Below are 16387 nucleotides of genomic sequence, written 5' to 3'. Positions count from 1 at the left end.
TCATAGGTATAAATCTATAAATTTATACTATTGAATGTTTAAACAAAAATTATTCCAGTTTTATTTTTTATTACCAATTATGAATTATTCAAAATAATTCAAGGTCTCAAATCCGCCTTGTTTTAAGTATTCTTCCTTTCTCATCAGGTGAAGATCGGATTGTACCATATCTGTTACCAGCATCTGAAGATCATATTTTGGCGTCCATCCAAGTTTTGTATTTGCTTTAGTCGGATCACCAATTAGTAAATCGACTTCAGTTGGCCTATAATATGCGGGATCAACTTTGACAACAGTCTGACCGAATTTAATCAGCGACTTATCAATATTTAACTGGGCTAGGCGCTCCTCGTCAATATCGATAATTACCCCCTTCTCCTGCTCTCCCTTTCCACTGAACTCAATCTCAATTCCCAATTCTGCAAAAGCCATGCGAACAAAGTCCCTTACAGTTGTTGTCACACCTGTAGCAATCACAAAATCTTCTGCGGTTTCTTGTTGTAGAATCAACCACATTGCTTCTACATAATCTTTGGCATGCCCCCAGTCGCGTTGTGCCGACAAATTACCAAGATATAATTTATCCTGCAGCCCTAGCGCAATTTTTGCTACAGCCCTGGTGATTTTACGTGTCACAAAAGTCTCTCCCCTTACAGGGCTCTCATGATTGAATAAAATTCCATTACAAGCATACATCTTATAGGCTTCACGATAATTGACAGTAATCCAATAACCGTACATTTTTGCTACAGCATAAGGACTTCGCGGATAAAAAGGTGTTGTTTCACTTTGTGGAACCGCTTGCACCAATCCATACAGCTCGGAAGTAGAAGCCTGATAGATACGGGTTTTCTCAATCATTCCCAATAATCTGACTGCTTCAAGAATCCGCAATGTACCGATACCATCGGCATTTGCAGTATATTCCGGCGTATCAAAACTAACTTTTACGTGAGATTGCGCCGCAAGGTTGTAAATCTCGTCAGGCTGTGTTTCCTGTATAATACGGATTAAGTTGGTTGAATCCGTCAAATCACCAAAATGCAATGTGAAATTTCTATTGTCAAGATGGGGATCTTGATAAAGATGATCAATACGATCTGTATTGAATAAAGAACTGCGACGCTTTAAACCGTGTACTTTGTAACCTTTCTTCAATAGGAATTCTGCTAGATAGGCACCATCTTGTCCTGTTATACCTGTTATTAAAGCAGTTTTCGTGTTTTGTTCAGCCATGTTTCTCTCTAGATTAAGCAATACCTGACGAAATCGTTAGGTATATATCCCATTTTCATACTTAAAATAAGCTTATCCGCCCACAAGATTATCATGCATAGTTGGCTTTTTCACTGTATCGGTAAATTCCGCAGCCTATGACACAAATAAATCATAATGAATTGGGAGTGTAAAAGTATTAAATTTTAAACAAAAAAAGCCATAGGAATTCCTATAGCTTTCTGTTATTCTTCTTTTATCGTTTACGTTTAGTTCGAACGCGTAAAATTAAACACCAAATAGGCTTCTCCGTTAGCAACAGTCAATGGCATACGCATAACTAATTTATTCCCATCCGAATAAGATAAATCCAAACGGTAACCTGTTGTTACGTTCTTCGCTTTATCGCCTGCATAAATCTTTTTAAATTGAAACTGAGGTTCTCCTAAGCCTTTTCCAGGATTATAGATAGACCAAAAGATCTCACGTGATGCACCCGGAGCACATAAAGTTCCTTGCGCATTAAAAGTAATAGATCCTTTACCATTTCCAATAAAATTCCATGTACTACCTACGAAACATTCTGCAGGAGCTTCTTCAAATACACTTTTAATCGTGAATGAAGAAGGTAAATTCTCTCTATCGATTGTATTCAACGTCCATGTACCTTTTACAGCGGATTTCCAATCCGAAGCGCTTGGACCAGAAGCTGCACTCGTGTTGGAAGAAGGATTTCCAGTTGATGTACCTTGCTTTTGTGCTCCACAAGAAAATAAGGTCACCGTAGCAAAAATAGTTGCTAATGATAAAACGAATCGATTCATATCTATAAATTTTAATTTCAAATTGTATTTTTGGGGTAAATTAATCCACAAAACATGAAAATTACAGCCAAAAATCATACCATAAGCAAAATAATCGCAAAAACGCTGTTAAGGTTATTTATCATTTTATTGGCCTTTGCTTCTTATCCGCTTTTTTTAGGACAGGAAGCAAAAAGCAAATTGAATCAAATCAGCCTTGCTTTTACGAACAAGATAGCTCTCATCGCTCCTATCTTGTTATTTTGCTTCATCATTGGATTAATGATCGCTGTGCTCAAGCACAAATATAACAGAATTGACCTAAATTGGCTATTTTCTCTTGCTACTATCTTTGGTATTTTATATTTGATATTATTGTATTCAAGAATTTACCCAACGATTGCTTAAGTGTAATTGCACAATTCGCCAAAGTTTCTAACTTTGGATTCTCCAAAAAGCTAATTACAGCCGAACAAGATTGGATGTATAATTTATATGGATAAAAAAAAAGGGCTAAAAATAGCCAAAAATATAGCAAAGATTGTCGTTACTGTGGGCGCCTTATACTGGGTATTCAGCAAGGTATCTCTAAAGGATCTGAAAGAAGCGGTAATCAACTCCAATCCGCTCTATCTATTCTTTGCTCTAGTTGCTTATAGTATCTCTATTTTTATTTCCTCTTCGCGCTTATTGACCTTTTTAAAGGCAATCGGTCTGGATGTTACGGAAAAATATAATTTAAAACTATACCAACTTGGCTTATTTTACAACCTCATTTTACCAGGTGGCGTTGGGGGAGATGGTTATAAGATATTCTTCCTCAGGAAACGATTCAATATTAAAGGACGAAAATTATTTACAGCCTTATTTTTAGATAGATTAAGCGGACTATGGGCACTATGCCTAATCATTGCAGCGCTGGTTACCTATATGCCACAGCTAGGGATTCCAAACTATCTGACCATCATATTATTTATTATAGGGAGCGTTCTCTATTACTTTATCGTAACCAAGTTCTTTAAGGAATACAAGGCAACATTTCTAAGAGCACATTTAAAGGCTATTGGTGTACAATCAATGCAGGTTCTCGCAGCAATTCTCATTCTTTATGCCTTAGGTTTTAGCGGTAAGTTCTCTCCGTACCTATTTTTATTCCTTGCATCTTCTTTGGTTTCAATCATTCCGTTTTCTGTTGGGGGATTGGGCATGCGTGAACTTGTGATTATGTGGGGAGCTGGCATATTCCAGGTAGACTCTCACAATGCGGTTTTGATCACCTTATTATTTTATATTATTTCCGCTCTCGTTGCTCTTTCGGGAATTTATTTTATCTTTCATCCGCAGGCAATTGGAGAGGACAAATTACCTTCCGCAGAAGAAGTTGAACAAAGTCAAAAACTAGAAGAATAAACATGGCAAATATTATTATTACAGGCGCAAGCAGTGGTGTTGGATTTGAAGCGGTACTGGATTTGACCTCTAAAAAGGACAATAAAGTAATTGCATTGGCTAGATCAGCGGACAAACTGAGAAAACTTCATGAAATTGCCGGTCAGCTAAATTATGATGGTGGCACTTTATATCCGGCCCAATTTGATATTGTCTACGATGACTATGCTACTCTTGTTCCCTTCATCCAATCAAAATTTGATAAGGTTGATATCTTGATTAACAATGCTGGAGCACTCATCAATAAGCCATTTATGGAAACTGATGGAAAGGATTTTGCTGAAATGCTACAAACCAATGTGATGGGACACGTCAATATGATCCAACACGTTGTTCCCATGATGCAATCAGGCTCACATATTGTCAATATTAGCAGTATGGGCGGATTTCAGGGATCCATGAAGTTTCCCGGACTTTCGGCATATTCAACCAGCAAAGCTGCATTAGCAGTGCTTACAGAATGCTTAGCAGAGGAATTTAAGGAAAAGGGAATTAAAGTGAACTGTCTAGCCTTAGGATCTGCACAGACTGAAATGTTCGAAGCTGCTTTTCCAGGCGTTGAAGCGGGTACCTTAGCCTTTGAAATGGGACGCTATATTGCAGATTTCGCTCAAAATGGGCATCACTATTTCAATGGGAAAATACTTCCTGTCGCCAATACAACACCCTAACTGGAATAGCGCACTTCAAAGAGATATCCCTTGTTCTAATACAGTCAGGTTGATCTAATATAGTCAGGACCATTTAATGTACGATTAAATGGTCCCGATTTCTTTAAGCTTATTTGATCCGGAAAAAATATTAAGATTCGCGGCATTCAGTTGATTAAATCAATTTGTCTTCAGTTTAAGCCATTTCGTAAGGTCATCCATCAATTGTTCATTAAAGCTCTCTGAGTTTTCAAAATATTCTTCAATTTTTCCTGTTTGCGCATTTTGAAAAAGGTGATTCAAATTAGGATAATCCTTAATGATGACGTCGGTGGTGTTTAAATGCAGGTGTTGCAGACAATAGATGTTTTCATTCGCCGGGACTTGAACATCCTTTCCGCCGAAGGAAGCGAAAATCGGTACTTTCACCTGCTTCAGATAATAAGCTGGATCGATGCGAAGAAACGTTCTAAACCAGGGGCTCATCATTGGACTAAGTTTAATCTTCATATCAGGAGACAGTGGATTCCCGTTATTTTGCTGAATAAGTTCTTTTTCCAACGATTCGGCCAACGCCTTTGGTGGCTCGTCTTTCAATAGAATAGTATACAATTTTCGATTATTTGCTTTATTGGTCTGCAATGCAGCTTCAGATAATCCGCCCGCTTTTCCTAAAGCATAGCTTTGTAAAATCAGCAAAGAATCTCCTTTGATCACAGGTCCAGACAGGAGTGCAATATAGTTTACTTTACTATTCTCGGATGCCACGATTTCGGCAATTAGCGCTCCCTCACTATGGCCAATCATCCCGATTTTATCCACATCAACTACAGCTTTTTTGCTTAGAAAATCAACTGCAGCGTTAGCATCAGAAGCGAAGTCAATCGTTGTCGCTAAATTAACTTCTCCTTTGGAGCCACCTACTCCCCTGTCATCGTAACGTAATACGGCAAAACCGTTTTTCGTAAGATGATCAGCAAGCACCTTAAATGGCCTGTGACCAAACACCTCAGAATCTCTATTTTGTTGACCACTACCATTGACTAATACCACCGCAGGAAATGGCCCTCCATTTTTAGGATAAGTCAGAGAGCCCGTCAGAAATGCATTGCCTGCACTATTTCTAAACGAAACTTCCTCTTCCATATAGCTATAAGGGGGGAAAACATCCTGCTTACGAGAAAGCCCACTCTGTTCGTTCTCGCTTCGTACCAAAATCATAGCAGATTCAAAAGGACCTTGTTTCATCACTCCTTTCATAACATCTTTATCCCGGTCTAAAAAGCCAGCATACAGAAGACCTATATTCCTAACGTCCATCCAAATGGAATCGTGCTCTATACGTATTTGAGTGATTGCAAATTTCTGCGCTGTTTGCATCGGACTCTCAAAGGTTCCATTCCACTTCCCTGTGCTATCTTTTTGAATGTTCAACACCAGCAGCAGCTTCTGCCCCGAAACCTTAACCTCGCCCTTCCATGAGCCATCAAATGTCTGCGCGTGGGTACATGAAAAATGAAAACAAATGATAAATAGATATAAAAATTTTCTCATTGTCGTTTTTTACTAGAAATTAAACTGTATGCATAAATCCAATATAAAATATAATGCCACAAATACTATACTGATTTCAATCTTCTTATTATTAACGGCTACATTCATACCCTTAACCAATAAATAGAATTGGTAGAATAGCAATAACAAACTGATTATTCCAAACATACCAAATAAAAATAGCTCAGTTTTATCAACTCCGGCCAATGTATGATCGCCGTTTTGCACTGCTTTTAATACTTGATCCGTGAATTTATCCTGGTTTAACAATTTCCCTAAAAATAAGGCAAGATAGAGCGGAAATGGTATAATCAAAACGACATTCATGACATCAATGATTCTGGTCTTTCTGTTTAATAACAACCCTGCACCGTAAAGAAATGTAAAAGGAGCCAAAACCATACAGGCATGAACGCCCAAGACAGCCCATATCGAAACCCCTATATCTGGTTGATAGAAATGCATAAATCCATTAAACTGCTGGCCCGATAAATAAATAATATAGCTTGATAACAAAAATCCGATAACACCAGCAAAGAATAGTTTCCACTCCGGCAATTCCGCAAATGGATTCTGAAAAATCTGTTTAACTTTCATTTTTTAAGAATTGAGATAAGCGCAGCTGTTCGATTTCTACTGGATTTTTGGTTCCAATAAGTAATATCTTACCAGTTTCCAAGGTAAGTTGTAAGCCCATATTACCACGAGCTGAAAAAGCCAGCCCTTTCTGCCCTCTCCGAAAACCCCATCCACCAAACTCACCAATCGGGTTATATTTTCGTACTTCAACAGCACGAATATCTGTCCAACGTGCTCTTTTACGATAGAAATTAAATGGAAAAAAATAGACTTCAATTCCATCTTCACGAATAGTAGTTCTTAATCGTAGAACGCCAAACAATCCCCATAATACCAAATTGATCCAAAACCCCGGTAATTGAAATAATGGAGCAAAATTCAACCGCAAGAGCTCATGCCAGTGCACAGAAAAACTGGCCACGCTGACAGATAAAAGGATCAGACAGAGCCACCAGCTAAAAAAAGATTGGCTTTCGGTATAAAGCGTATTATTTTTCATCTTGATATAATTCTTTGTTTATCAATCATTCGATTGCCCAGACTGCTAAATACTTCTATTTCTGCCATTATTGTTTGTATGATCAAGCGATTTCAATTTGCGAATCAGATCATCGAGAATATTACGGACCGTCGGATAGGATTTGCCCATCTGATTTGCCATTTCTTTTAAACTCCCTGAGTGCATCAAAAAATTCAAAACAAATTCTTGCTCCTCTACAGTAAGCTGCATCAACACAGGTAAAGAAAACTTACCTACAACTTCGGTTTCACAGGAGTCACACACCAATTTAGCGACTTTTAACTTCGCTTCACAACAAGGGCAATCAACCGGTATTTTTTTCATTAAATAATAACATCATTAACATTATTAAAGATAATATTAATAATGTTAAAACAAAAGATTATAAAATCAATATTTTTCAAAAATCATTGCTTAATGATATATTTGTATCATTAAATAACGTTTATGAAGAAGTTTTTAGGCTATTTCCTATCTATTATATTTTGGTTTTGTTTTGGTTTATCCCTAATTATTTTCCACCCCATACAGTGGTTATGTTTAAAGCTGGGTGGATACAATGCACATAAAAAGAGTGTAGATATATTAAATGCCTGCCTCGTTGCCTGCTATTACACGCTATTTAATCGGGTGACATTTATCGACAATAAAAATATTCCAACAGGACAACCCATTGTCTTTGTAGCAAATCATCAAAGTACTTTTGATATTCCTCCAATGATCTATTTCTTGCGTAGATTTCATGGGAAATTTATTTCTAAAATAGAACTTGCCAGTGGCATACCTAGCATCTCCTTCAACTTAAAACATGGTGGTGCCGCAAATATAGATCGCAATGACCCCAAACAATCTATTGCTGAAATATTGAAACTTGCCAATAATATGAAAACCAAAAACTGGTCCGCGTTTATTTTTCCAGAGGGAACAAGATCGAAAACCGGAAAAATGAAGGCCTTTCATGTTGGTGGAATTGCCACTTTACTAAAGAAAAATCCGAATGCACTCGTTGTTCCTATTGCCATTAGAGGATCATATGAAATGGTACAATATGGCATGTATCCATTAACCCCATTTCTTCATATGACCTGGGAAGTGCTAGATCCTTTGGATACGGAGGGTAAGAATATTGAGGAGATCGTTAAATTAGCTGAGGAAGCAATAAAATTAAAGGTCGAAAAATAGGAATAAGCTACTTGACCTGCCTTCCTTTCCAGTCGTACTTCCCTACATTACCCAATATGCCTATATAAGCCAGATAAAGGATATGAGCCAAGCTCAATAAAGGAAGATACCATAAGAGTTCCTTTCTGCTTGCAAACCTTGTCAAAGGTTCAATAAAAATAAATTCGACGACCATCTTTAATAGCAATGCAAAAAGCACAACCCAAGCAACGAATTTCACACCGAAAAGAGCAAGAACCGAAGCTAACAAAATCAATAAATTAAAGAACCAAATGGAAATCCCTAATGCGATGACACCTTTATTTTTATATTTGGTACTTTTTGAAGCCCAGCGTCTACGCTGACTAATGAATGACTTCAAATCCGGTTTGGCATCCGTATAAACAACAGCATCTTTTGATTTACAAAACGTTATTCGCTCGGGATATTGTTCTGCCACCTTATGTAAAAAAAGTTCATCATCACCGGATGCAAGCTCGTCGATCCCTTTAAATCCGCCCATTTGTTTAAAAATATCCTTTCGATAGGCCAAATTAGCACCATTACAGGTCGTTGGTTTTTTGTTACCAATACCTGCAGCGCCCAGACCTATCAAATACAAAAATTCCAGGGTCTGCAGTCGTTCAAAAAAACTCTTTTCTTCTGAATACACCACTGGAGAAGATTGTAGATAAGCACCTTCTTTCTCAAATGTGCTGATAACCGTTGCTAACCAGTTCGACCCCATGCGGCAATCTGCATCAGTGGTAATAATAATTTCACCTTGACAGCATTCTATCGCCCTTGAAATTGCTAGTTTCTTATACGAATTCAAACGCCCGTTTTCATTCAATTGAATAAGCTTAACACCTTTCTCTTCATATTCTTTCACAATCAAAGACGTATTGTCGTCTGAATGGTCATCGATAATAATGAGCTCCAGGAGCTCATTAGGAAAATTCTGCCCCAGTATGGATTCAATGGTGCGTCTAATATTTAACTCCTCATTCCGCGCAGCGATAATCACAGATACGGCCATTGTTGGCCTAATAGAATGGCTAGGTTCTGAAATCAAGGACCAGCCTCTGCGCATCCATAAAACTAGAATTGCATATACGCAGGCAAAAATGATCAATAAATAGTTAAGAATTTGTATCACCGAAAAAATTAATCTTAAAAACAAAAATAGAACCAAATATAGCTGGAAGAATCAAATTAACGAACCAAATACAGGAAACAATAGCCATTACAGCAATCTCTTGTGTGGTAATATAGCTATATAGATTGCTAGCAACAAAACTTCTCACACTGAAATCAAAAATATCCAATGTAGGCAGAGCTGCCTGAACAAAAAACAGAATAAAAATCATCAGAATCATGGATAAAAGTGGTAGCTCAGGCAAAGTTAGCTTCATCAAGATGATATACTGCGAAGTAAAAATAACAAATCGCGCCAAAGAATTTAAAAGAACAATACTGAGCTCACGCATTGAATAGTGCTCCAATACTTCAAAGAAGGGCTTAATTCGCGTCAAAAACTTAATTTTCCCGACCAATAAATCGATCCATTTTACATTGAAATATAAGATGACAAATCCTCCAGCATAGATAATAGCAAGTAGCCATACCCCAAATTGTACTGTTAAAGGAGTAGAAAGAAATTTACAGATAAACCAGGCGATACTTAGTGATCCCGCAACGCTTGTGAGCACCAATTGCGCAAATAATCCAACGCCCATCGCTACGGCTCCTTTTGCTCGATGTTGGGGCTGTAGAAAAAGTACCCGCCCGCCATATTCGCCAATCCTATTGGGTGTAAAAATAGCCCAGGTAAGCCCGCAGAAAACGGATTGGAAAGCCTTCCAAAATGAAATATGCTCCAGTTTAGATGCAAGATACCGCCATTTCACAACTTCAAGCAACCAGTTGACAAGCATTAAAACCACAATTAAAATAAGGGTCCAAACAACCGAATGCTGCTCCAAACCGGCAATTAGGGTTTTGAACTTCTCAATATTGCTTCTATCGGATACCTTCACAACGATATACCAGGTCGCTAGGGCGAAAACCAGTATCTTCAATAAAAGACTGATGTATTTTTTTTGTCTTCCAGTCAACTTTTGATAATTAGAGAGCAATGTTACTAAATTTTAGCCAAATGATTACGTTTTGTCGAACGCAATCCGCGAATAAAACGCAAAATTTGTATTATTGTATATGCAGAAGGAAAAGGCGAAAGAAAGAATAATTTTAGGTATAGACCCCGGAACAGTAATACTTGGGTATGGTATCATCAAAGAAGTCGGCAATAACATATCCTTGGTCTCAATGGGGGTCATCAAAATGGGACATTTAGATGACCATGCCCTAAAACTACAACGTATATTCAAAAAAACTTCTGCTCTAATGCAGGAATACAATCCCGACTGCGTAGCTCTTGAATCACCATTTTATGGAAAAAACATACAGGTCATGCTCAAATTAGGGCGAGCGCAAGGTGTTGCCATGGCGGCGGCGCTGGCGCAAGATATCCCAATCTTTGAATATTCTCCAAGAAAGATAAAACAATCCGTTACAGGAAATGGAAATGCTACAAAGGAGCAGGTTTCCGCTATGCTAAAAAATCTATTAAAATTTGAGGAAACACCACAATTTTTAGATGCCACCGACGGATTGGCAATCGCTGTCTGCCACTCCTTTCAGAAAAATGCAGTATCAGGCAGCAGCAAGTCGTACACTGGATGGTCCGCCTTTATCAAAGACAACAAAGATCGGATCAAGTAATTACATTTGTACCTGACGAATCACATTCTTCACATTCAACTCAACAATATCCGTCATCGTCTTACACTTGAGGTAAGAGTTATTTTGATAAAATTCAGCGTAGCCCTCACGTAACTGTTTGATATTCTCCTGCGTAGAAAGGACCTGCGTTTGCGAAGCATCCCTTAGATCAGCGATCCGATGTCTTTCACTCCGGACTCTATGCACAATGGAAGAACGCTCCTCCTGTTGGTATTGCAGCACAGTTTTTTCATTTAGATGCTCCATTGCTAATTTGACGTAGGGAAGATTCTCCTTAAAAAATTGAGGCATATATACTTTCGGATTTCCTTCATAAAACTGCTGGTCAAAATCTATTGCCCGAATTCGAAACTGGAAATCATCAAAATCTGGTGTAATCTGCATCACAAAATTGTAGGCCCTCATATCCCCCAACAAGGTAATAATACATCGTTCATTAAACTTGACAAATTCTTTGGAAATCCGGGTCAGATTATAATCAGGCGAGAACATACGTGTTTTCGAAAAAGTGTCCCCGGGGATTCCAACAATATGTTCTTCAACCAAAGTATCATGGTCTACCATATAATTCACCTGATTTGGCGACAATATTTCTTCTAACTCCAATCCATATATTCGCGACGCATCGGCTTGCTTGATGTAAAAATAATCGTACACATCATTTAAACGGTTTACGATACGAATACGAAATGGTTTAGTATTGCCAAAGCCACAGTACTCTACACGATCAATATACTTATGCTGGACGATTCGCGTATTACCTGATGCTTTCAGTTTAGCATAAATCACCTTCAATCCGTCATACAATTGATCGATAAGATATTGCGGATACAGTGGAGTCTCCCAAAAAGTATCGTTGCCAAATTTATCCATGACAGGTACTGTCTCCGTAAAATTCAGTAGATCTTTATATCCTATCGGCAACTTTTCGTCTCGCTGATACAGCTTAAGGTATTTATGAAGTCCTTCCCCTACTTCAAAAATTGGTTTCTTTTTCGAAATCTTTACATCTTGAACTTCTTCCATCTCTATTCCGTATTTTATTTTTCGTTTACTCAAACATCACACAGTCTGCTACATTTTGCCCCATCATATGCTAAATTCGAACTGATTAGATTTTCAATATGCCAACTGTTTTTCCTACTTCTAAAAAAGGCAATACTAAATTAATTTATCATAATCTTGATATTAAACATGAAAACAATCACTTAACCTATAATAAGATCATCATGAAACAATTATAATCACTTTCAATCAAAAACATATAACATTATCAATATGAATAAGTATTTTTTATTAAATTTACATCTATAAACCGAAAATTCTTAGTAATTTTGAAATAAATTTAATTATTTTAGCTATTGGTCAGATCTTGATGCAACGACCAATTAATGAACACAAAAACCATTGTTAATGGAAAATCAATATGCAAACTATGATTTAGACAATTTGGATATCCAAATCTTGTCTATTCTAATGAACGATGCCTCTATTCCTTATACAGAAATAGCAAAAAAGCTAATTGTATCAGGTGGTACAATTCACGTTAGAATGAAGAAGATGGAAGAACTAGGTATCATTAGAGGGTCAAATCTAATTATCAATCCTCAAAAAGTCGGATTTGATATCACGGCCTTTTTGGGTATCTATCTTGAAAAAGGTTCACAATATGCAGATGCGGTAGATAAATTGAAAGAAATCAAAGAAGTGGTCGAATTACACTATTGTACTGGCCAATACAGTATTTTTGCAAAAATTATCTGTAGAGATACAGTTCACCTGAGAAAAGTATTGAATGAAGATATTCAATCCGTACCAGGGATTCAACGTACCGAGACGATCATCTCTCTTGAGGAGAGTATCAAACGTCAAATCAGCTTAGTCTAGTATAAAAAAAGCTTCCATAAAAATGGAAGCTTTTTTTATACTATCTTTTCTAACATTGCGATATAGAGATCGATCCCTGCTCTAATTTCATCGATATAGATAAACTCATCTGCCATATGCGACCGCGCGCTATTGCCAGGTCCCAGCTTCAGAGAAGGGACAGGAATAAGAGCCTGATCGCTCATCGTCGGTGAACCATATACTTTACGTCCCAGTAGAATGCCTGCTTTGACGATTGGATGCGTTTCAGGAATAGAAGAAGACTTCAGGCGCGTCGATCTCGCTGTGACCTCTGATTTTACATGAGACTTGATAATATCCAACGTCTCTTCATTCGAATAAGCATCTGTGGTTCTGACATCGACAACAAAGTTACAAGTAGCCGGTACCACATTGTGCTGTGATCCCGCCTGAATCACGGTTACCGACATCTTAATTGGGCCTAAAGTTGAAGAAGTCCTTTCAAATGTATAATTTTGAAACCATTCAATATCCTTGATCGCTTTATAGATCGCATTATCGCCCTCATTACGTGCGGCATGTCCAGCAGTTCCTAAAGCGGTACAATCCAACACCATCAGCCCCTTTTCTGCAATTGCCAAATCCAATAAGGTAGGTTCACCCACAATTGCAAAATCAATTGGACCGATATCATCCAAAACAGATTCTACACCGTTCTTACCTGAGATCTCTTCTTCAGCACTGGCGACCAGACAGAAGTTATACTTCAACTCCGTCTGCTGGTAAAAATACAAAAATGTAGCTATCAATGATACCAAACAGCCCCCAGCATCATTGCTTCCCAATCCGAACAATTTACCTTCCTCTACAGTTGCTGCCAAAGGATCTCTCGTATAACCCGTATTTGGTTTAACTGTATCGTGATGCGAATTAAGCAATATCGTAGGTTTAGTGATATCATAATGGGCGTTATATACCCAGACATTATTGCCTTTCCGATGTGTTTTTATATCGCGCTCCTGAAAGAAGCGATCAATTAAATCTGCCGTGAACTCTTCCTCTTTACTTAAAGACGACAGTCCAATTAATTGTTTTAAAAGGGCCAGCGCATCTTCAAATAGACGCTGTTTATCCTTCATGGTATAGTCCTCCTGCTTTATCCGCAGACAGTTTAATTCCCTTTATAAAAGCAGAACTAAAACCGTTATGTTCCATTTCGTTCAATCCCGCTATTGTACATCCCTTTGGTGACGTCACCTTATCAATCTCTCCTTCTGGATGAGCATTGGTATGCAATAGCAAATCAGCAGCGCCTTTTGCAGTTTGAACTGCCATTTTTAATGCGTCATGCGCATGAAATCCGATTTCAACTCCACCTTGTGAAGCCGCGCGAATAGCACGCAGGAAGAACGCAATACCGCAGGCACACAATGCCGTTGCCGATGTCATCAGGTCTTCATTAATGACAACCACTGAACCAACAGTTTCAAACATCTTCTCAACCTCCTTCAAACTATCGTCCGAAGCATTGTCGCTGGCGATACAAGTCATTGATTGAGCTATTGCTATTGCTGTGTTGGGCATTGCCCGTATAACTGTGGCATCTGCACCCAACTCTGCTTTCAAATCAGCACAAGAGACTCCTGACACAATAGAGACAAAAATCTGATTTGTCTTGTCAATGACTGGAGCGACTTCCACCAATACCTTTTTTAGTTGTTGAGGTAGTATTGCGAAAACAACAATATCAGCCCCCTTTACAGCGAGCCTATTATCATTACTTACTGAGAAGCCCTGGCTCGCTTCTTCGGCCAGTGCATTCAAATTTCTCCTCGTCAATGTAATATCGGCAGCATTGGCAAATTCACTTTTTACAAGTCCTTTTGCCAAAGAAAGACCGATATTACCGCTTCCGATAATGGTGACCTTTTTCATAGCGATCGTTGGGTTTAGGTTAGATTTTTATTTTAATGTCAAGCAAGTGCCAAATTGTCCTTGTTGAAACAAATGCAAATTATTAGCATTTCCAATATAGACCTCTTGAACACCTTTATTTATAGCATTGAATGCATTTTGCAACTTAGGAATCATCCCGTCATTCACCACGCCGGATTCCTTAAGATGTTCAAACTCTTCTGACTTAATCGTTGGGATTACTGAATTCTCATCTGTTACATCGCGCAAAACGCCGTTCTTCTCAAAACAATAAACCAGAGAAGTTTCATATAATGAAGCCAAAGACACCGCCAATGAAGAAGCTATAGTATCCGCGTTGGTATTGAGCAATTGTCCAAGGCCATTGTGTGTAATAGCTGAAAACACAGGAACAAACCCTGCTTCCAAAAACTTCTTGATGGCCAGGGTATTTACAGAGTCATGCAACAAATCACCTACAAAGCCATAATCGATATCTTTTACAGGACGCTTTATAGCTTTTATGACATCCCCATCAGCTCCGGTTAATCCGACGGCATCGCATTTCAAATTTTGCAACTTAGCAACGATTGTCTTGTTTGTCAATCCAGCGTATACCATTGTTACAATGCGTAACATTTCCTCATTTGTCACACGACGCCCTTCTATCATTTGGGCTTCAATTCCAAGTTCACTAGCCAGGCGAGTCGCTATTTTACCACCGCCATGTACAAGAATCTTTTTCCCTGACAATGCAGAGAACTTTTCCAAAAAAGAATCCAATTGGCGTTCATCATCAATAATATTCCCGCCAATTTTAATTATATTTAATACACTATTAGCCATTACGCAACTTTTCCCAATAAAAATAGTTTTTCAATAATCTATAGGATTGGACTATGCCAAATCCTCTAACATACGTTTCAAAACAACCTGAGCAGCCCATACACGGTTGCTAGCCTCTTTAATCACGAGTGAATTTGGTCCATCTAAAATCTCAGAAGACAATTCAAGATCTCTTCTTACTGGCAAACAATGCATTACTTTGGCATCATTCGTCAAATTGAGCTTCTTGTTATCCATCATCCAATCTTCATCAACACCATATACCTCGCCATATTCTTGATAAGAAGACCAGTTTTTCACATAGACAAAATCAGCATTCTTTAAACTTTCTTCAAGATTATTAGATATGGTTGCTCCAGCGGTAAATTCTTCACTTAACTCATAGCCCATAGGTTGAGCTATCGTAAAATCGACCAATCCCTCTTCTTGTGCTTTGCACATCCATTCTGCGAAAGAATTAGGTACCGCTTGAGGTAATGCCTTAACATGCGGAGCCCAAGCCAATACCACTTTCGGCTTTTCAGTCTTCTTGTACTCAGTGATGGTAATCATATCTGTCAAACTCTGCAGTGGATGGCGTGTTGCACTCTCTAAGGAAACAACAGGAACACCACAGTACTTAATGAATTTGTTGAACAGGTCTTCACTATAATCCTCTTCACGATCTTTCAATTTTGGAAAGGAACGAAGTCCCAAAATATCACAATACTCACCCATAACAGCAGCGGCCTCGCGAATATGTTCAACAGTTGTCCCGTTCATCACAACACCATCCTGTGTTTCAAGCGCCCAACCATCTTTATCCATATTCATGACCATCACATTCATGCCCAAATTCATTGCCGCTTTTTGTGTGCTCAGACGCGTACGCAAACTCGGATTCAAAAATACAAGTCCCAACGTTTTATGTTGACCAAGGTCCTGATTGTCATATGGTGCCGCTTTCAAAGCTAACGCTTCTTGAACAACGTCCGCTACACTAGACACATCCTTAACAGAGAAAAACTTTTTCATCTATATTTATTTATTCGAGTGCATTTTCA

At 38.2% G+C, this 16387-nt stretch carries 19 protein-coding genes; 6 read left to right on the top strand and 13 right to left on the bottom strand.

All coding sequences use genetic code 11. The annotated features are described in order from the left end of the window. Positions 1-84: 84 nt before the first annotated feature. Positions 85-1236, bottom strand: a complete 1152-nt coding sequence (gmd, locus tag L1283_RS03150) for a GDP-mannose 4,6-dehydratase (RefSeq protein ID WP_046674906.1) — start codon at positions 1234-1236, stop codon at positions 85-87. A 248-nt stretch (positions 1237-1484) separates the two neighbouring features. After that, complete coding sequence (locus L1283_RS03145) at positions 1485-2039, bottom strand: lipocalin family protein (RefSeq protein WP_075994619.1); 555 nt, start codon at positions 2037-2039, stop codon at positions 1485-1487. Between the two features lie 54 nt (positions 2040-2093). Between L1283_RS03145 and L1283_RS03140 the strand changes: the two genes are divergently transcribed. The 3 genes from L1283_RS03140 to L1283_RS03130 all read left to right on the top strand — a co-directional run bounded on the left by L1283_RS03140 (position 2094) and on the right by L1283_RS03130 (position 4138). After that, the gene (locus tag L1283_RS03140; RefSeq protein ID WP_046674904.1) at positions 2094-2426 is read left to right on the top strand and encodes a hypothetical protein; all 333 of its coding nucleotides are present in this window, start codon (positions 2094-2096) and stop codon (positions 2424-2426) included. 87 nt (positions 2427-2513) lie between these two features. Continuing rightward, positions 2514-3428, top strand: coding sequence for a lysylphosphatidylglycerol synthase transmembrane domain-containing protein (locus tag L1283_RS03135; RefSeq protein WP_075990891.1), 915 nt, complete (start codon positions 2514-2516; stop codon positions 3426-3428). Between the two features lie 2 nt (positions 3429-3430). Then, positions 3431-4138, top strand: coding sequence for an SDR family NAD(P)-dependent oxidoreductase (locus tag L1283_RS03130; RefSeq protein WP_075990890.1), 708 nt, complete (start codon positions 3431-3433; stop codon positions 4136-4138). 159 nt (positions 4139-4297) lie between these two features. Here L1283_RS03130 and L1283_RS03125 read toward each other — a convergent pair whose 3' ends face one another. From L1283_RS03125 to L1283_RS03110, 4 genes are read right to left on the bottom strand one after another with little or no spacing between them, the layout of a single operon-like run. Continuing rightward, entirely contained in the window at positions 4298-5671 is a 1374-nt protein-coding gene (locus L1283_RS03125) for an alpha/beta hydrolase family protein (RefSeq protein WP_429625742.1), read from the bottom strand. Between the two features lie 12 nt (positions 5672-5683). After that, a complete protein-coding gene (locus L1283_RS03120) occupies positions 5684-6268 on the bottom strand; it encodes a hypothetical protein (RefSeq protein WP_088160100.1) in 585 nt (194 codons plus the stop codon). Beyond that, positions 6258-6749, bottom strand: a complete 492-nt coding sequence (locus tag L1283_RS03115) for a hypothetical protein (protein WP_429625741.1) — start codon at positions 6747-6749, stop codon at positions 6258-6260. Before L1283_RS03115 ends, L1283_RS03120 begins: the two co-directional genes overlap by 11 nt. A 45-nt stretch (positions 6750-6794) precedes the next feature. Beyond that, positions 6795-7094, bottom strand: a complete 300-nt coding sequence (locus tag L1283_RS03110; protein ID WP_088160098.1) for a DUF2089 family protein — start codon at positions 7092-7094, stop codon at positions 6795-6797. A 123-nt stretch (positions 7095-7217) separates the two neighbouring features. Between L1283_RS03110 and L1283_RS03105 the strand changes: the two genes are divergently transcribed. Then, positions 7218-7952, top strand: a complete 735-nt coding sequence (locus tag L1283_RS03105; RefSeq protein ID WP_075990885.1) for a lysophospholipid acyltransferase family protein — start codon at positions 7218-7220, stop codon at positions 7950-7952. A gap of 7 nt (positions 7953-7959) precedes the next feature. Here the strand turns inward: L1283_RS03105 and L1283_RS03100 are convergent, their stop codons facing one another. Next, positions 7960-9090 (bottom strand): glycosyltransferase, encoded by a 1131-nt coding sequence (locus tag L1283_RS03100; protein WP_429625740.1) that lies wholly within the window; start codon positions 9088-9090, stop codon positions 7960-7962. After that, positions 9074-10048, bottom strand: a complete 975-nt coding sequence (locus L1283_RS03095; RefSeq protein ID WP_075994618.1) for a lysylphosphatidylglycerol synthase domain-containing protein — start codon at positions 10046-10048, stop codon at positions 9074-9076. Before L1283_RS03095 ends, L1283_RS03100 begins: the two co-directional genes overlap by 17 nt. A 100-nt stretch (positions 10049-10148) precedes the next feature. Between L1283_RS03095 and ruvC the strand changes: the two genes are divergently transcribed. Further along, the gene (gene ruvC / locus L1283_RS03090; RefSeq protein WP_088160095.1) at positions 10149-10715 is read left to right on the top strand and encodes a crossover junction endodeoxyribonuclease RuvC; all 567 of its coding nucleotides are present in this window, start codon (positions 10149-10151) and stop codon (positions 10713-10715) included. Here ruvC and L1283_RS03085 read toward each other — a convergent pair whose 3' ends face one another. After that, on the bottom strand, positions 10716-11762 hold the full coding sequence (locus L1283_RS03085; RefSeq protein ID WP_046674895.1) for a hypothetical protein: 1047 nt from the start codon (positions 11760-11762) through the stop codon (positions 10716-10718). A 387-nt stretch (positions 11763-12149) separates the two neighbouring features. Between L1283_RS03085 and L1283_RS03080 the strand changes: the two genes are divergently transcribed. Continuing rightward, positions 12150-12623 carry an Lrp/AsnC ligand binding domain-containing protein gene (locus tag L1283_RS03080; protein WP_046674894.1) on the top strand — a complete coding sequence of 158 codons (474 nt, stop codon included), beginning with the start codon at positions 12150-12152 and terminating at the stop codon, positions 12621-12623. Positions 12624-12658: 35 nt separating this feature from the next. Here L1283_RS03080 and L1283_RS03075 read toward each other — a convergent pair whose 3' ends face one another. From L1283_RS03075 to L1283_RS03060, 4 genes are read right to left on the bottom strand one after another with little or no spacing between them, the layout of a single operon-like run. Then, on the bottom strand, positions 12659-13723 hold the full coding sequence (locus L1283_RS03075; RefSeq protein ID WP_088160094.1) for a M20 family metallo-hydrolase: 1065 nt from the start codon (positions 13721-13723) through the stop codon (positions 12659-12661). Next, a complete protein-coding gene (gene proC / locus L1283_RS03070) occupies positions 13713-14519 on the bottom strand; it encodes a pyrroline-5-carboxylate reductase (RefSeq protein WP_075990881.1) in 807 nt (268 codons plus the stop codon). The genes L1283_RS03075 and proC overlap by 11 nt, the downstream gene beginning before the upstream one ends. 27 nt (positions 14520-14546) lie before the next feature. Then, positions 14547-15344: an acetylglutamate kinase gene (gene argB / locus L1283_RS03065; protein WP_075990880.1), complete on the bottom strand. Its 798-nt coding sequence runs from the start codon at positions 15342-15344 to the stop codon at positions 14547-14549. A gap of 51 nt (positions 15345-15395) precedes the next feature. Next, positions 15396-16358 carry an acetylornithine carbamoyltransferase gene (locus L1283_RS03060; RefSeq protein WP_075990879.1) on the bottom strand — a complete coding sequence of 321 codons (963 nt, stop codon included), beginning with the start codon at positions 16356-16358 and terminating at the stop codon, positions 15396-15398. Positions 16359-16387: the final 29 nt, after the last annotated feature.

It is taken from the genome of Sphingobacterium sp. HSC-15S19 (assembly GCF_050433745.1).
GTDB classification, from domain to species: Bacteria; Bacteroidota; Bacteroidia; order Sphingobacteriales; family Sphingobacteriaceae; genus Sphingobacterium; species Sphingobacterium siyangense.
Note: the sequence above shows the minus strand (reverse complement) of the source record. Positions and strands in the feature narration are given on the sequence as shown.

Bases quoted from the DNA above. Each gene is read 5' to 3' on its own strand.
- gmd (WP_046674906.1), bottom strand. From the start codon at position 1,236: ATGGCTGAACAAAACACGAAAACTGCTTTAATAACAGGTATAACAGGA.
- L1283_RS03145 (WP_075994619.1), bottom strand. From the start codon at position 2,039: ATGAATCGATTCGTTTTATCATTAGCAACTATTTTTGCTACGGTGACC.
- L1283_RS03085 (WP_046674895.1), bottom strand. From the start codon at position 11,762: ATGGAAGAAGTTCAAGATGTAAAGATTTCGAAAAAGAAACCAATTTTT.
- argB (WP_075990880.1), bottom strand. From the start codon at position 15,344: ATGGCTAATAGTGTATTAAATATAATTAAAATTGGCGGGAATATTATT.
- L1283_RS03125 (WP_429625742.1), bottom strand. From the start codon at position 5,671: ATGAGAAAATTTTTATATCTATTTATCATTTGTTTTCATTTTTCATGT.
- L1283_RS03140 (WP_046674904.1), top strand. From the start codon at position 2,094: ATGAAAATTACAGCCAAAAATCATACCATAAGCAAAATAATCGCAAAA.
- ruvC (WP_088160095.1), top strand. From the start codon at position 10,149: ATGCAGAAGGAAAAGGCGAAAGAAAGAATAATTTTAGGTATAGACCCC.
- L1283_RS03120 (WP_088160100.1), bottom strand. From the start codon at position 6,268: ATGAAAGTTAAACAGATTTTTCAGAATCCATTTGCGGAATTGCCGGAG.
- L1283_RS03110 (WP_088160098.1), bottom strand. From the start codon at position 7,094: ATGAAAAAAATACCGGTTGATTGCCCTTGTTGTGAAGCGAAGTTAAAA.
- L1283_RS03135 (WP_075990891.1), top strand. From the start codon at position 2,514: ATGGATAAAAAAAAAGGGCTAAAAATAGCCAAAAATATAGCAAAGATT.
- L1283_RS03115 (WP_429625741.1), bottom strand. From the start codon at position 6,749: ATGAAAAATAATACGCTTTATACCGAAAGCCAATCTTTTTTTAGCTGG.
- L1283_RS03105 (WP_075990885.1), top strand. From the start codon at position 7,218: ATGAAGAAGTTTTTAGGCTATTTCCTATCTATTATATTTTGGTTTTGT.
- L1283_RS03060 (WP_075990879.1), bottom strand. From the start codon at position 16,358: ATGAAAAAGTTTTTCTCTGTTAAGGATGTGTCTAGTGTAGCGGACGTT.
- proC (WP_075990881.1), bottom strand. From the start codon at position 14,519: ATGAAAAAGGTCACCATTATCGGAAGCGGTAATATCGGTCTTTCTTTG.
- L1283_RS03075 (WP_088160094.1), bottom strand. From the start codon at position 13,723: ATGAAGGATAAACAGCGTCTATTTGAAGATGCGCTGGCCCTTTTAAAA.
- L1283_RS03080 (WP_046674894.1), top strand. From the start codon at position 12,150: ATGGAAAATCAATATGCAAACTATGATTTAGACAATTTGGATATCCAA.
- L1283_RS03130 (WP_075990890.1), top strand. From the start codon at position 3,431: ATGGCAAATATTATTATTACAGGCGCAAGCAGTGGTGTTGGATTTGAA.